Annotated in this window: 14 protein-coding genes; 10 read left to right on the top strand and 4 right to left on the bottom strand. The window is 67.3% G+C overall.

Annotation, left to right across the window (positions count from 1 at the left end; genetic code table 11):
- Window positions 1–2 precede the first annotated feature (2 nt).
- Complete coding sequence (locus U5N23_RS06465; RefSeq protein WP_322591981.1) at window positions 3–653, top strand: DUF3164 family protein; 651 nt, start codon at window positions 3–5, stop codon at window positions 651–653.
- An 11-nt stretch (window positions 654–664) separates the two neighbouring features.
- On the opposite strand, the gene U5N23_RS06460 is transcribed toward U5N23_RS06465, so the two are convergent.
- Complete coding sequence (locus U5N23_RS06460) at window positions 665–1,309, bottom strand: hypothetical protein (protein WP_322591980.1); 645 nt, start codon at window positions 1,307–1,309, stop codon at window positions 665–667.
- 197 nt (window positions 1,310–1,506) lie between these two features.
- Here U5N23_RS06460 and U5N23_RS06455 point away from each other — a divergent pair, with 197 nt between their 5' ends.
- The 4 genes from U5N23_RS06455 to U5N23_RS06440 all read left to right on the top strand — a co-directional run bounded on the left by U5N23_RS06455 (window position 1,507) and on the right by U5N23_RS06440 (window position 3,667).
- Window positions 1,507–1,779 (top strand): HU family DNA-binding protein, encoded by a 273-nt coding sequence (locus U5N23_RS06455; protein ID WP_322591979.1) that lies wholly within the window; start codon window positions 1,507–1,509, stop codon window positions 1,777–1,779.
- Between the two features lie 62 nt (window positions 1,780–1,841).
- Window positions 1,842–2,504 (top strand): regulatory protein GemA, encoded by a 663-nt coding sequence (locus U5N23_RS06450; protein ID WP_322591978.1) that lies wholly within the window; start codon window positions 1,842–1,844, stop codon window positions 2,502–2,504.
- Complete coding sequence (locus tag U5N23_RS06445) at window positions 2,501–2,872, top strand: Mor transcription activator family protein (RefSeq protein WP_322591977.1); 372 nt, start codon at window positions 2,501–2,503, stop codon at window positions 2,870–2,872. The genes U5N23_RS06450 and U5N23_RS06445 overlap by 4 nt, the downstream gene beginning before the upstream one ends.
- Before the next feature lie 366 nt (window positions 2,873–3,238).
- Window positions 3,239–3,667, top strand: coding sequence for a hypothetical protein (locus tag U5N23_RS06440; RefSeq protein WP_322591976.1), 429 nt, complete (start codon window positions 3,239–3,241; stop codon window positions 3,665–3,667).
- 127 nt (window positions 3,668–3,794) lie between these two features.
- Here the strand turns inward: U5N23_RS06440 and U5N23_RS06435 are convergent, their stop codons facing one another.
- Together U5N23_RS06435 and U5N23_RS06430 are read right to left on the bottom strand one after the other, a co-directional pair.
- On the bottom strand, window positions 3,795–4,751 hold the full coding sequence (locus U5N23_RS06435; protein WP_322591975.1) for a hypothetical protein: 957 nt from the start codon (window positions 4,749–4,751) through the stop codon (window positions 3,795–3,797).
- Window positions 4,752–4,910: 159 nt separating this feature from the next.
- Window positions 4,911–6,116, bottom strand: a complete 1,206-nt coding sequence (locus U5N23_RS06430; RefSeq protein WP_322591974.1) for an MFS transporter — start codon at window positions 6,114–6,116, stop codon at window positions 4,911–4,913.
- A 282-nt stretch (window positions 6,117–6,398) separates the two neighbouring features.
- Here U5N23_RS06430 and U5N23_RS06425 point away from each other — a divergent pair, with 282 nt between their 5' ends.
- From U5N23_RS06425 to U5N23_RS06410, 4 genes are all read left to right on the top strand, one after another.
- Complete coding sequence (locus U5N23_RS06425) at window positions 6,399–7,373, top strand: LysR family transcriptional regulator (protein WP_322591973.1); 975 nt, start codon at window positions 6,399–6,401, stop codon at window positions 7,371–7,373.
- Between the two features lie 150 nt (window positions 7,374–7,523).
- Complete coding sequence (locus tag U5N23_RS06420; RefSeq protein ID WP_322591972.1) at window positions 7,524–9,101, top strand: AMP-binding protein; 1,578 nt, start codon at window positions 7,524–7,526, stop codon at window positions 9,099–9,101.
- 17 nt (window positions 9,102–9,118) lie between these two features.
- Window positions 9,119–10,333: an acyl-CoA dehydrogenase family protein gene (locus tag U5N23_RS06415; protein ID WP_322591971.1), complete on the top strand. Its 1,215-nt coding sequence runs from the start codon at window positions 9,119–9,121 to the stop codon at window positions 10,331–10,333.
- A 60-nt stretch (window positions 10,334–10,393) separates the two neighbouring features.
- On the top strand, window positions 10,394–11,398 hold the full coding sequence (locus U5N23_RS06410) for a tripartite tricarboxylate transporter substrate binding protein (protein WP_322591970.1): 1,005 nt from the start codon (window positions 10,394–10,396) through the stop codon (window positions 11,396–11,398).
- A gap of 23 nt (window positions 11,399–11,421) precedes the next feature.
- Here the strand turns inward: U5N23_RS06410 and U5N23_RS06405 are convergent, their stop codons facing one another.
- On the bottom strand, window positions 11,422–12,384 hold the full coding sequence (locus U5N23_RS06405) for a LysR family transcriptional regulator (protein WP_322591969.1): 963 nt from the start codon (window positions 12,382–12,384) through the stop codon (window positions 11,422–11,424).
- 93 nt (window positions 12,385–12,477) lie between these two features.
- Between U5N23_RS06405 and U5N23_RS06400 the strand changes: the two genes are divergently transcribed.
- Complete coding sequence (locus U5N23_RS06400; RefSeq protein ID WP_322591968.1) at window positions 12,478–13,467, top strand: Bug family tripartite tricarboxylate transporter substrate binding protein; 990 nt, start codon at window positions 12,478–12,480, stop codon at window positions 13,465–13,467.
- Window positions 13,468–13,473: the final 6 nt, after the last annotated feature.

The raw sequence follows: 13,473 nt of genomic DNA, 5'->3' as shown, positions 1-13,473 counted from the left end.
CCATGCCAACACCCAATGATGCTGTGCGCCAGGCCAGCGTTGTCGCCAATTTGCCCGATGGCTTCATGCGCAACGCGCAGGGCCACCTGGTGCCTATCGACCTGGTCAAGCCAGTGGACCAGGAGCGCGACCGCCTGGTGCGCGAGCTGGTGCTGGTGGCCCAGGATCTGAACGCCAAGCTGGTGGCGGCGAAGGGCCGGATCTTTGGCGACGTTGCGGCCTTTGCCGAGCTGAGTGCCGAGCAGTACGGCGTGAAGCGCGGCGGGCACAAGGGCAACATCACGCTGCACACCTTTGACGGGGCCTACAAGCTGCAGCTGGCCACTGCCGACACGATCACCTTTGACGAGCGCCTGCAGGCCGCCCAGGCGCTGGTGGATGAGTGCATCAAGGAGTGGGCGCAGGGGAGCCGGCCCGAGATCATCGCGCTGGTGCAGCAGGCCTTTCAGACCGACAAGGAGGGGAAGCTCAATGTCGGTCGCATCCTGGCGCTGCGCCGCCTGGAGATCAACGACGCGCGGTGGCAGGAGGCGATGAAGGCCATTGGCGAGTCGATCCAGGTGATCGGCACGAAGCAGTACATCCGCTTTTACAAGCGCGTGGGGCAGACGGATCGCTATGAGGCGATTGCGCTGGACATGGTGGCGGTGTGAAAAGCCAGTCTCTATTCTCGCCAGGGCAACTGTGCCTTTCGCTCACACTCCTCGACAGCAATCATGAGGTTGTCGGCGGCCTTTGCCAGCATTCTTTCCCATTGATGAATGCTGTCTTCCGGGATCTTCCTCCACGAACCCCGAGAAATCTCATCGATCACGTAATCAACAGCGCCATACGCCTGGCTGATTCGTTGTGCACACTCGTTCTCGAGAGGCATCAGGCCGAGCAGTGTCGCATCATCAGGCACCCACTTAACTTGGTTAACTGCATCCGCAATATCTCCGATGCGGTCGTCACGGGTGCGTTCGACGTCACCGTCTGGAAATCCCATCAAAGATACGGCCCTTCTCAAACCTGCCGCGTCGGTACGGAGTCGCTCGGAAATCCGTGCCGCATACAGAACTGCGCGCGCATCTGCTTCGATCTTCTCCTTGCCTCCTTGCCGCAGGCCGAGGCGAAGCGCCACCCCAGCGGCGGCAAAAGCACCTATTCCCGCAAACCAGGTGCTTATCGTCCCAGCTGCAAACATGCCCTTGAGATATTCATAAGCCATCCGCGACCCTCCCATGTGATTTGGAGCAATCGTATCCGGCCTTCGCGAACTCGTTGCCACGATCAGCTCGCGCGCATCTAGCTGCTTTGCCATTTGCATGGGCAGGCGGTGTGTGCCCCGGTGTCTCCAGCACCACAACTACCGCAGCTATCGGTGTCGCCGTATCGGAGCCATGCAGCAGGCTGACCGACGCGGTCCTCCTCCCTTTATTGGGCAGGCGCTGAGATGGCCGGCTTCCGGTGTCCGTCAACACCGGGTCACTTCCTCAACCTTTTCAATTTTGAATTTCAAAGATCATGAACAAGACTGAACTCATCGAACAAATGGCCAACAAGGCCGGCATCTCCAAGGCCGCAGCCGGCGCTGCGCTCGAGGCGGCGACCGAGGCGATCAAAGCCACCCTGAAGAAGGGCGGCGCCGTCACCCTGGTGGGCTTCGGCTCTTTCAACGTGACCAAGCGCGCGGCCCGCACCGGGCGCAACCCGAAGACTGGCGAACCGCTGAAGATCAAGGCGCGCAAGTCGCCGAAGTTCACCGCTGGCAAGGGCCTGAAGGACGCCCTGAGCTGAGCCAGTCGGCTTTCTGAAGCCCCCTTGCGGGGTCTTTGGTGAGCCACCTGGAGCACACGACCATGACCGCAGCCAACGCCACCACCACATCCGCAGCCAGCCGCCGCGCTACGTTGATCAAGCTGATCCACGCGGCGAAGCGCGAGCTGGGGCAGCAGCATGGGCTGGATGATGTGGCGTATCGGCAGATCCTGGTGTCTGTTGGACAGGACTCGTCGCTGAAGACGATGGCCATTCCAGGAATGGTGGCTGTCTTGGAGCACCTGAAGGCAAGGGGGTTCGTGGTCCGTCCAAAGGCTGGCGACCGGCGCCAGGCCATCAACCCAGGTGCCAGCAAGGTGCGGGCGCTGTGGTTGTTTCTGCACCAGCTCGGCGAGGTGCGCGATCCCAGCGAGAAGGCGCTGGCGGCCTATGTGAAGCGCATCGCCAAGGTGGATGATCTGCACTGGGCGAGCGGCAGGGCGACGGATACGCTCATTGAGACCTTGAAGAAGTGGGCGATGCGGGTGCTGCCGGGGGCGATCAAGGCGCTGGCCGATGAGGTGCTGGTGCGGCATCGGGTGCAGCCCTTCGGTGCGCTGCAGCTGGCCGTGTTTCTGCGGGCGGCGAATGCCTCGGTCAACTATGAAGGCTTCGACCATCACCTGTGGGCCTGGCAGGATCTGATGGAGCTGCTCGGCCGGCCTGTGGGGGGCGTTGCCCAGGCACTGGAGGCCAAGCGGTGATCAGGCCGGAGACGCGCACGTCCATTCGGCGGCATGAGCTGCTGGCCGATGTCGTCGACGTGGTGACGCGCCGGCTGCGCGAGCATGAGATCGGCGCCAACGCGGCGGAGATCATCGCCAACGACCTGGCGGATCATCTGGCGAAACACTGGGGCGGGCAGATCATTTCCTTCCCGAAGGATCTGCGGCGCGAGCTTGTGCGCCTGGAGCTGGAGATATGGGGCAAGTTCGTGGGGGACAACTACGATGACCTGGCCCGCCAGTACGGCATGACCGTGAGTGGTGTCCGCAAGCTCATCAGCCGCATCCGCGCCAAGCTGGCGGCGGACACCCAGCACGACCTTTTCGACCCTGCAAGGGTCGCCTGAGCGGCCGCAGTCGCTCGTCACAGGTAAGCGGCCATTCCATGTTGACCGAAGGCCCTAGCAAACGGCTAGACTTCCGCTATGGGCCCCGAAGCAGCCGGTGGAGTCCGGGGCCGGCTACTGGCAAGCCGCTACTTCCAACGTTAGGTATCGTAGAGTCAAACTGTGCTGAAGCATGCGCCTTGCGCCTATTGCGGAAACGCTGAGTTGCCACGAACGCGCGGCCATGTATTCCCGCGGGCGATATATCCAGATACGCTCCCCCAAGCGAAGCGGGTCACGGTTCCAGAGTGCGATGGCTGTAAATCACTTTGGGAAGATGCGGAGCCTCACTTCAGAAACATTCTCCTGACCATCTGGAACCCTGACGTGGCGCCTACTGACAGCAGAGCGCAAAAGCTGTGGCGAAGCTTCGATCAAAAAGATGGTTATCGCCGCGCCCGAGAACTTGCAGGGCTCTTTCGCGCGGCAACCGTTGAGGGGCAAAGCCGCACCAAAATCTATCCCGCTGAAGACGAGAAGTTCAATCTTGTTCTTCGTCGCATCGTTCGAGGCCTTAGCCATCACCATGGCTTGGCAACGGCAGTGCCAGATCAGTTTGTCCAATGCGAGGAAATGCGGTATGTCGTGCCACCAGTATTCGAAAACGAGTTCTCGTGGCACACAATCGCTCAGGACTTCATCACGTACGGCTTCACGGCACTTGACGATGAGAAAGTCAAGTTCGTCTGGCTTATTCGCTTCTCAAAGCACATTGTCTTTATTGGAAGAGTTCGCAATGCGAGCAGCGATGCCTAACCCTTCAACTCACTTGCCGTTACAGCCTCTGTAACGCAATTTCAACGATCGGTTTCGGTTGATCCCGTTCTGTCCCGGCAAATCCCGATTTATCGCGACGTTTTTGGGCTGTTTATCTCAACTCCCTTCAAGCAGCGTGCTGCAATTGCCGCAGAAGTTCGTTGCGCGCCGCCATGACGCTGGCCACCGCCAGCGGTGCCAGCACCATCAACGCCACGCCGATGCGAAACGACTGCAGTTCGTACTGCCCGCCAAAGTCCGACCCCAGATGCAGGTAGCCGACCGATACCGCCATCAGCGTCCACACGCTGCACAGCAGTGTGAGCACCGCCGTCACAAACAGGCTGTAGGTCAGGGCACACCACAACAGGCCAGGGACCAGGTAGGAGACGGCACCCGGCCCACTGATGACCATGCCCAGCGCCCCGCCCAGGAACAGGCTCAAGGTCGGCACCAGTTTCAGCGGATCCAGGCGCAGCACGAACTCGCGGTGCCGTTGGTCGCGCTGGGGGCGGCGCCACGCCGGCATGGTCAGTATCACGGGCAGGATCACCAGGTAATCGACGAGCTCCGCCGTGAACCAGATCAGCATGCCGTCAGCACGCGACCCATGGAACAGCAGCGGGTTGCTCACCATGCCCACCAGGCCAGCCGTCAGCGAGGCCAGGGCCACGATCACGATGAGGTAGACCACCGACAGGGGCTGCAGCAGGCGCCGGTGGCCGAGGGGTATGCGTGAGAAAAGCAGGTAGCCGACGATGACGCCGGCCATGTTGGCCAATGTCAGCCAGGCCACCTTGGGCCAGGTGCCGCCCATGACCACGTCGGCGAGTATGAAGCCGGCGGCCGCGCCACACCAGGCCAGCACTGAGGTCGGCCGCAGCCGGCGCACCAGCACACCGAGCAACACCGCATTCGCGGGCCAGAACGCCGCCAGCGCCCCGGTGGGGCGGGTCAGGATGCCCAGCAGGGCAAACCCGAAAACCAGGCTACCGAGCAACAACGCATCCAGCGCAGACTCTTTGGCGAGCGCAGGCCACGCCGGGACTGCGCCGGGGGGAGGAGGTACGGGTTCCTCTGTCATGGGCACCTCGGGGCCACAAGGCCCCGCACCATGCGGGACCCAGCCTGACCGTTTCCTTTATATCGGCGAACCGGCAGGCTGCGGGCCCACGCATACCCTCTTGCCTCCGGGCCAGAGGCCGGGCAGGCACCAGAGCCCTGCGGACCGGAGCAGGGGCCGCTACGCAGCGACCGCCACCACCCGCCCCTGCACCCTGCGCGCGACCAGCCCTCCCAGCACCACCACGCCCACGGCGGCCATCGAGAACACCTGTGCGATCCAGCCCCGGTCCACACTGGCCGCCACGGCCAGCACACCGAGCGACTGGCCCAGGAACAGCAGGCAGGCGAACAGCGTCACGGCCGTGCCCCGCGCCTCGGGCGCCATCTGCGTGGCCTGCACCTGCAAGGTGTTGTGCAGCATGTAGAAACCCAGGCCGGTAAAGAAACAGCCCAGCACCGCCAGCGGCACCAGGGGCGCCCAGGCCAGTAGCAACAGGCCGGCGGCGATGAGCGAGGAGCCGAGCAGCGACAGGCCCTTCTCGCCCAGCAGGGCCAGCCAGCGGCGCGCCATCAGGCTGTAGACCAGCCCGCCCACCCCGTAGAGCACCATCACGCCACCGGCGGCCGAAGCCGACAGGCCGAAACCGTCGACCATGCGCGCCGGCACGAAGGCCATGGTGCCGAAGCCCAGGGCCCCCTCCACCGCCACGATGGCCAGCACCCAGCGCACGCGGGGCATGCGCAGCAGGCGCCCCGTGGTGGCCAGGTAAGCCGGTAGCGAGAACGCAGCCGGCTCGGCAGGATGGTCACCCGCCGCTGCAGCACCTGCCACCGAGGCACGCATCTGGCGCAGCAGCAGGGTGGCGGCCGTGAGGAACAGCACCGACAACACGGCAAACGCCCAGCGCCAGCCCAGGGCTTCCACCGCGAAACCGCCGAACCACTGCCCCGCCATCATGCCCGACACCGTGGCCACCATGAGCCGGGCCAGCGTCTCCTGGCGCTGCTCATAGGCCACGCTGTCCCCGATCCAGGCCATCGACAGCGGGATGATGCCCGCCGCCGCTGCGCCCATGAACGCGCGCGAGACCACCAGCACCGGCAAGGTCGGCGCCAACGCCGTGACGGCACTGAAGATCGCGCAGGCAAAGGTGGCGCCGATGATCACGCGCACCTTGCCAAAGCGGTCACCGAGCGGGCCGTAGAAGAGCTGCAGCACGCCGTAGGCGACCGCGAACGCGGCGATCACCGCCGACGCATCGCCGGTGGTGACATGGAACTCCTGGGACAGGGTGACCAGCATCGGGTCGCACACGCGCATGGATGCCATGCTGGCAAAGGCCGCCACGCTGATCAGGCGCAGCATCGTCGAGGAAGAATGCATAGGCGCCGATTGTGCGGCGCAGCGTGCGAGTCTGCTGGCAGCGGACCGAATGCCCCCCGGCACTGTCGCAGCCCAGACTCGGAGGCTGGACATTTCTTGGCGAGCAAGGCGGGCGGCCTGGAGCGGCGAATTCGGGGACACCAGAACCGCTGTGCCATAGGCATCGGAGCGGCTCGCGGCAAAGGCCTTCACACCGCTGTCCGCCAACGAAGAAAACCGCGTTTGCAAACTCGGCGGACGCATACCCGACCGGCTCCACCCGCCACCGGGTAGAGTCAGGCCATGGACCTGCGCACCCTTCGCTACTTCATTGCCGTGCTCGAAGCCGGCAGCCTCTCGCGTGCCGCCGGGTCGCTGTACGTGGCCCAGCCGGCGCTCACCGCGCAGATCAAGAAGCTCGAGGCCGAGCTGGGCACGCAGCTGTTCGACCGCTCGCACGCGGGCGTGACACCCACGCCGGCCGGCATGCAGCTGTACGAGGACGCGCGCCGCCTGCTCTCGGACGCCGAAGCCGTGCGCGAGCGCATCCAGCGCCTGCCGCAGGGGCCCGAGGGCTCGGTGACGGTGGCGGCGCCTTTTTTGCTGGCCTCGCTGCTGCTCGGGCCGGTGCTGGCGCGCCTCAAGCGCAGCCACCCGCGCATCCGCGTGTTCGTGCTGGACGACCTGAGCCTGGTGGTGCGCAAGGCCATGCTCGACCGCCGGGCCGACGTGGGCATTCTCGTGGACACGCCGCAGCTCGACAGCCTGCGCTGCACGCCCCTGGCGCGCGAAGCCATCTTCATCTGCGGCCACGATGCCGACGGCACGGTGGCCCCGCTGCTACGGCCCGCAGCACGGGGTCGCGCAGCGGGCGGGCACCCCGAGATCGACTTCGCCCAGGCCGCCCGGTTGCCGCTGGTGCTGCAGTCGCGCCGCTTCTCGATCCGCCAGAACGTGGAGGAAGCCGCCAGTGCCCTGGGCGTGGCCCTGAACGTGGTGCACGAGCACGACTCGGCGCGCGTGATCCGCTCGCTCTACCAGTGCGGGGCGGGGTTCACCTTCACGCCGGCCTGCTCGCTGGCCGACAGCCCGCACCAGGACCGCCAGGGCTGGATCGTGGCGCGTGTCGTGCGCCCGCTGCTGCCGCGCGCCTACACCCTGGCGACCGCAGCGGACCGGGTGCTGGATGCCCCGACGCAGGTGGTCATCGACGCGTTGGTACAGGAAACCACGCGACTGGTGCGTGCAGGCTCCTGGCAGGCCGAGTTGCTGGTCTGACTTCCCGCACCTCTGGAGGCCGTCCAGGCCGGGTCCATCATTTCCATTGATGGATCGACATCAGCAAACGGTATTTCCTGTAGCGGGCGGTCTTCTGCAACAGTGTCCCCATGCCATGCCGACACGGACATGGCGCACTGAAGGAGACCCATGCCAGCGCCCGCCACCACCACCGCCCCCTCCATCGCCAACGTCGGCGAACTCGTCTCGCGCAGCGCGCGGGCCTTTGCCCGGCAGCTTGCCGTCACCAGCGCCACGCGCAGCCTCACCTATGCCGAGCTGGAGCAGCGCTCCAACCGCCTGGCCAATGCCCTGCGCGGCATGGGCCTGGCACGCGGCGACCGGGTGGGCATCTACCTGCCCAACTGCACCGAGATCGTCGAGATCGAGTTGGCCTGCTACAAGGGCGCCTTCACCAAGGCGCCGTTCAACGCCCGCCTGTCGCCCACCGAGGTGGGCGAGATCACCGCCAACAGCGGTGCCGCCGTGATCGTGACCACGGCCGAACGCGCCGAGTCCTTTCGCCCCCATATCGCGGGCGCCATGCCGCGCCTGCTGCTGCTCGACGGCCCGGCCGGCACCTCGTACGAGGCCGCGCTGGCGGCTTCCAGCGATGCCTTCACGGCCGAGCGCGTCACGGCCGACGAGGTGGCGGTGCTGCACTACACCTCGGGCTCCTCGGGCGTGCTCAAGGCGGCCATGCAGACCTTCGGCAACCGGCTGGCACAGTTGCGCAAGTTCCTCATGCGCGCCGACGGCATGCGCAGCGGCCACCTGCTGGGCCTGGTGGGGCCGGTCACCCATGCCTCGGGCATGCAGCTGGTGCCGGCACTGTGCAGCGGCGTCACGATCCGGCTGTTCTCGGGCTTCGAGCCCGGTCGCTTCATCGCCGAGATGCGCACCGAGCGCGTGACCCACACCTTCATGGTGCCTACCATGATCAACATGCTGCTGGCCGAGCTGGAGGGCCAGTACCGCCCCCTGCCCGACCTGCTGCGCCTGGGGTATGGGGCCGCGCCCATGGCACCCGCGCGCATCCTGCGCGCCATGGATGTGTTCGGCCCCGTGCTGTCGCAAGGCTATGGCGCGGGCGAGACCACCTCGGGGGTGTGCGGCCTGTCGGTGGAGGACCACCTGTTCGCCCGCGCCGCCCTGCCCGAGCGCCTGGCCTCGTGCGGCCGGCCCTTCCTCGAATCGCTGGTGGAGATCGTGGACGACGCGGGCCAGCCCGTGGCCCAGGGCGATATCGGCGAGATCGTGGTCAGCGGCCCCGACGTGTTCGCCGGCTACTGGCGCGCGCCCGAGCTGACGGCCGAGGTGCTCAAGGACGGCCGCTACCACACCGGCGACCTGGCGCGCGCGGACGAGGACGGCTATGTCTACATCGTCGACCGCAAGAAGGACATGGTGATCAGCGGCGGCTTCAACGTCTACCCCTCGGAGGTGGAGGCGGTGCTCTACCAGCACGAAGCCATCGCCGATGCCTGCGTGTTCGCCATACCCGACGACAAGTGGGGCGAGGCCGTGGCCGCGCATGTGGTGCTCAAGCCCGGGCGCAATGCAGACGCCGAGGCCATAGCCAGCTTCTGCGCTCCGCTGCTGGGCGGCTTCAAGCGGCCGCGGCACATCGAGTTCGTGCCCTCGCTGCCCAAGAACCCCAACGGCAAGGTGATGCGCAAGGCCATCCAGGCGCGCTACTGGGCCGGCCACAGCCGCATGGTGAACTGAACCCGAGAACAACACGCATGAAAACCGACTCCGTCAACCCCATCCCCGCCCCGCTGTTCAACGTGCCGTTCGAGGGCTCCGAGCGCGCGGTCGAACTCATCGGCCGCATCAACGAGTTCCTGCACGGCGAGCTGGCCGCGCTGGCACGCGAACACGGCACCGACCACGAGCATGGCGCCGACCGCGCCCTGCTGCAGCAGGTGTGGAAGCGCTCGCATGAGCTGGGCTTCTACGGCATGACCCTGCCCACCGCCATGGGCGGGCTGGGCCTGTCGGTGCTGGACCATGTGCTCATCAAGGAGGCGATCTACGCCAGCGGCTCGCCCTTCGCGCCCCACGTGTTCGGTGAACTGAGCGGCCCGCCGCGTGTCGGTGCGCTGGCCCGCAAGGCCACGCCCTACCAGCTGCAGCAGTTCATAACCCCCGTCGCCCAGGCCGACAAGGCCATCTGCTTCGCGCTGACCGAGGCAGAAGCCGGCTCCGACGCGGGCGCGGTGCAGACCCGCGCGGTGCGGGACGGCGACAGCTTCGTGATCGACGGGCGCAAGCGCTTCATCTCGGGATCGCCGTTTGCCGACTACGCGGTGCTGATGGCCTCCACGGCCAGCGACCCGGCCGAGCGCGAGGTCACGGCCTTCTTCGTCGACCTCAAGGCCCCCGGGGTGCGGGTGGAGACGGGCTACAAGACCATGGCCGGGCAGTCGCACACGGGCGACATCGTGCTCGAAGGCTGCCGCGTGCCCGCCGCCAACCAGATCGGCGAGCCGGGCCGGGGCCTGGCGCTGGCGCTGGGGCGCATCACCGTCAACCGCCTGCTGCACTGCCCGGCCATGCTGGGCCTGGCGCAGCTGGCCCTGCGCGATGCGCGCGACTACGCGCTGCAGCGGCGCCAGTTCGGCCGCGCCATCGGCGACTTCCAGGCCATCCAGCACATGCTGGCCGACATGGCGACCGAGCTGTGCGCAGCGCGCGCGCTGATGCTGGGCACGGCACGCCAGATCGACGCCGGCAGCGAGGCCCGGGCCGAGGCCTCGATGGCCAAACTGTTCTGCTCCGAGACGGCGTTTCGCATTGCCGACCGGGCGGTGCAGATCCACGGCGGCGAGGGCATCGTGCAGGGCCGGCGCGTGGAGTTCCTGTTCCGCATGCTGCGCATGTACCGGGTGCTCACGGGCACCAGCGAGATCCAGCGCAACACCATCGCCAAGGAGCTTCTCGCACCGCAGGGCTGAACCGACCCGACCCGGCCTGATCCCACAGGCATTCCACTATAAAGACAGGAGACAAACACCATGACAGCACGCACATTGCAACGCCGGCAGTTCCTGGGCAGCGGCCTGGCCGCCGCCCTCATCCCCGCACCCGCCCTGCTCCTGCCGGGCATGGCGCGGGCGGCCGATCCCTGGCCCTCGCGCCCGATCAAGTGGGTCGTGCCCTTTCTCGCGGGCACGGCGCCCGACACCACCGCGCGCATCGTCCACGAGGCCGTGGGCCGCGAGCTGGGCCAGCCCGTGGTGATCGAGAACCGGGGCGGCGTGGGCGGCAACCTGGGCGCACGCCAGGTGGCCAAGGCCGCGCCCGACGGCTACACCTGGATCTACTCCAGCGCCCCCATGGCCGCCAGCATGCACATGTACAAGGCGCCGGGCTACGACGCGCTCAAGGACTTCCAGCATGTGATGGGCCTGACCAGTTCGGACATCGTGCTCATCGTCAACGCGGCCTCGGACATCCGCACGCTGGACGACCTGCTCGCCAAGGCGCGCTCCGCGCCTGGCAAGCTCGACTATGCCTCGGGCGGCGTGGGCACACCCTCGCACCTGGGGGTGGAACTGCTCTTGAGCGCGGTGGACGCACAGGTCACCCATGTGCCCTACAAGGGCGCCTCGGAGATCGTCAATGCCGTCATGGGCCGGCAGGTCACCTTTGGCGCACCCATCTTTTCGGTGGCCTACTCCAACATCCGGGCCGGCAAGCTGCGCGCGCTGGCCATTGCCGGTGCCCAGCGCAACCCCAAGCTGCCCCAGGTGCCCACGCTGGCCGAGCTGGGGGTGCGCGGGGTGGAGCTGACCTCCTGGGGCGGCGTGTCGGTGCCCGCCGGCACGCCCGATCCCATCGTGGCGCGCATGCGCGCCGCATTTGAAAAAGCGCTCCGGCAGCCGGCCGTGGTCGCCGCGCTGGAGGAGCAGGGCGGCATGGTCACGCCCCTGGACGCCGATGCCTACAAGCGCAACTTCACCAAGGAGATGCAGCTGACCGAGGCCATGATGAAGAAGGCGCAGATCGAGCCGATGTAAGGCGCCGCGCCTGTCTGCATGGGTCAGGTGCCCGATGCGGCGCGCAGCCGTGTGCGCAGCGCCGCCAGGGCCGGCCCGTCGGCAAAACCCGTGGTCAGCAGGCCCAGCCCCTGCAGCGAGGACTCCAGTGCCTGGGGCAGCTTCACGGCCAGGACCACGGCCACACCGGTGTCCACCAGCGCCTGGGCGATGCTCTGCGGCATGAGGCTCACGGCGCCGGTGCTGCGCAGGGCCTCCAGGACCACCGGCAAGGCGGTCGTGGCCATGGGGTAGAGGACGGGCTGCTGCGCATGGCCGGCCCACAACCGGTCGTAGTAGTCGCGCACGCCCATGCCCCTGGGCGGCAGCACCCAGGGCAGCCCTACCAGCCGGTTCAGCGCCACGCTGCGCAGGCCCGCCAGGGGATGCCCGGGCGCGGCCACCACTGCGGGTGCATCGCTCTGCAGCAGCTCGAACTGCCAGGCGGCGGGCACGTCCTGCGGGCGGCGGCAGACCACGGCATCGAGCCGGCCGGCGGCCAGTTCGGGCAGCAGGTGCACCATGTTCTCCTCGATCAGTTCCACCTGCAGCCCCGGCTGCGCCTGCAGCAGTGCCGGCAACGCCTTGGCGAGCAGGCCCGATGCCGCCGCCGGTATGCAGCCCAGGCGCAAAAAGGCCTGGGCGCCCGCCTGCAGGGCGGACAGCGTTTCCGTGGTGGCGCGCAGCGCCTGCAGCACATTGCGCGCAACGGGCACCACGGCCTCGCCAAAGCGCGTGGGCCGCACGCCGCGGTTGTGGCGCTCGAACAGGGGGGCCTCCAACAGGCCCTCCAGGTCTGCCAGGGCCTGGGTGGCGCCTGGCTGGCTCATGCCCACGGCGGTGGCCGCGCGCTGCACACTGCCGACATCGGCCAGGGCCGCGATCAGCTGCAGGTGCCGCAGGCGACCACGCGCCAGCAGGCGGTTGAACAATACCCCGGGATCGGTTGCCAGCTGCGTTGTTACCATAAGCATCTCCAATAGATAACTGGCAAATTCTATTGGTCAACCCAATATCCAGCCAGCACAATCGCCCCATCTTCCTGGCAAGCCTTTGTGACCATGACCCACTTGATCTCCACCCGCCGCGCCGCGCTGCTGGCCAGCCTCTGCGCCGCCGCCCTGCCACTTTCCGCCTGGGCCCAGGCCTACCCCGACAAGCCCGTGAAGCTGATCGTGCCCTTTGCGCCCGGTGGCTCCACCGACATCGTGGCGCGCCTGGTGGCGGACCGCATGCAGAAGTCGCTCGGCCAGTCGGTGGTGGTGGACAACCGCGCAGGCGCGGGCGGTGCCATCGGCGCCGAGGCCGTGGCGCGCGCTGCACCCGACGGCTACACCATCGGCGTGGGCACGGTGAGCACGCTGGCGGTGAACCCGGTGCTGCTCAAGGCCTCGCGCACCGACCCTCTCAAGGACTTCGCGCCCATCACCGCGCTGGCCTCCATCCCCTCGGTGTTCTCGGCACACCCCAGCCTCAAGGTGGACACCCTGCCCGCCGTGGTGGCCCTGGCACGCAGCAAGCCCGACCAGCTCAACGCGGGCTCTCCGGGCTCGGGCTCCATCGGTCACCTGATCATCGAGGCCATGAACGACGAGCTCAAGATCCAGGTGCGCCACATTCCGTACAAGGGCATGGGCCCCGTGATCACCGGTGCGCTGGCGGGCGAGACGCAGTTGCTGAGCGACCAGTACCCATCGTCCGCACCCTACATCAAGGCCGGCAAGCTGGTGCCGTTCGTGGTGGCGGCCGAGCAGCGCCTGGCGGCCCTGCCCAACGTGCCCACCTTCAAGGAGCTGGGCCATCCGGGCCTCAACGAGATCGCCATCACCTGGTTTGGCCTGGTGGCGCCCGCCAAGACGCCCCCTGCCATCGTGGCCAGGCTCAACGCCGCCGCGGCCGAGGCCCTCAAGGACCCGGCCCTGCAGGCACGCCTGAAAGAACTCGGGGCCGAATCCATCGCCGGCACGCCCGAGCAGTTCGGCGCCCTCATCGGCACCAGCCTGGAGCGCGTGCGCAAGGTGGTGCAGGCCCGCAAGATCGAGATGGAGTGAGCCGCA

This window comes from Acidovorax sp. (genome assembly GCF_034519795.1).
Taxonomy (GTDB): domain Bacteria; phylum Pseudomonadota; class Gammaproteobacteria; order Burkholderiales; family Burkholderiaceae_C; genus Acidovorax.
Note: the sequence above shows the minus strand (reverse complement) of the source record. Positions and strands in the feature narration are given on the sequence as shown.

What these genes read in the sequence shown, in the direction of transcription:
- U5N23_RS06465 (WP_322591981.1), top strand. Translation starts at nt 3, where the DNA reads ATGCCAACACCCAATGATGCTGTGCGCCAGGCCAGCGTTGTCGCCAAT.
- U5N23_RS06460 (WP_322591980.1), bottom strand. Translation starts at nt 1,309, where the DNA reads ATGCAAATGGCAAAGCAGCTAGATGCGCGCGAGCTGATCGTGGCAACG.
- U5N23_RS06455 (WP_322591979.1), top strand. Translation starts at nt 1,507, where the DNA reads ATGAACAAGACTGAACTCATCGAACAAATGGCCAACAAGGCCGGCATC.
- U5N23_RS06450 (WP_322591978.1), top strand. Translation starts at nt 1,842, where the DNA reads ATGACCGCAGCCAACGCCACCACCACATCCGCAGCCAGCCGCCGCGCT.
- U5N23_RS06435 (WP_322591975.1), bottom strand. Translation starts at nt 4,751, where the DNA reads ATGACAGAGGAACCCGTACCTCCTCCCCCCGGCGCAGTCCCGGCGTGG.
- U5N23_RS06430 (WP_322591974.1), bottom strand. Translation starts at nt 6,116, where the DNA reads ATGCATTCTTCCTCGACGATGCTGCGCCTGATCAGCGTGGCGGCCTTT.
- U5N23_RS06425 (WP_322591973.1), top strand. Translation starts at nt 6,399, where the DNA reads ATGGACCTGCGCACCCTTCGCTACTTCATTGCCGTGCTCGAAGCCGGC.
- U5N23_RS06420 (WP_322591972.1), top strand. Translation starts at nt 7,524, where the DNA reads ATGCCAGCGCCCGCCACCACCACCGCCCCCTCCATCGCCAACGTCGGC.
- U5N23_RS06415 (WP_322591971.1), top strand. Translation starts at nt 9,119, where the DNA reads ATGAAAACCGACTCCGTCAACCCCATCCCCGCCCCGCTGTTCAACGTG.
- U5N23_RS06410 (WP_322591970.1), top strand. Translation starts at nt 10,394, where the DNA reads ATGACAGCACGCACATTGCAACGCCGGCAGTTCCTGGGCAGCGGCCTG.
- U5N23_RS06405 (WP_322591969.1), bottom strand. Translation starts at nt 12,384, where the DNA reads ATGGTAACAACGCAGCTGGCAACCGATCCCGGGGTATTGTTCAACCGC.
- U5N23_RS06400 (WP_322591968.1), top strand. Translation starts at nt 12,478, where the DNA reads ATGACCCACTTGATCTCCACCCGCCGCGCCGCGCTGCTGGCCAGCCTC.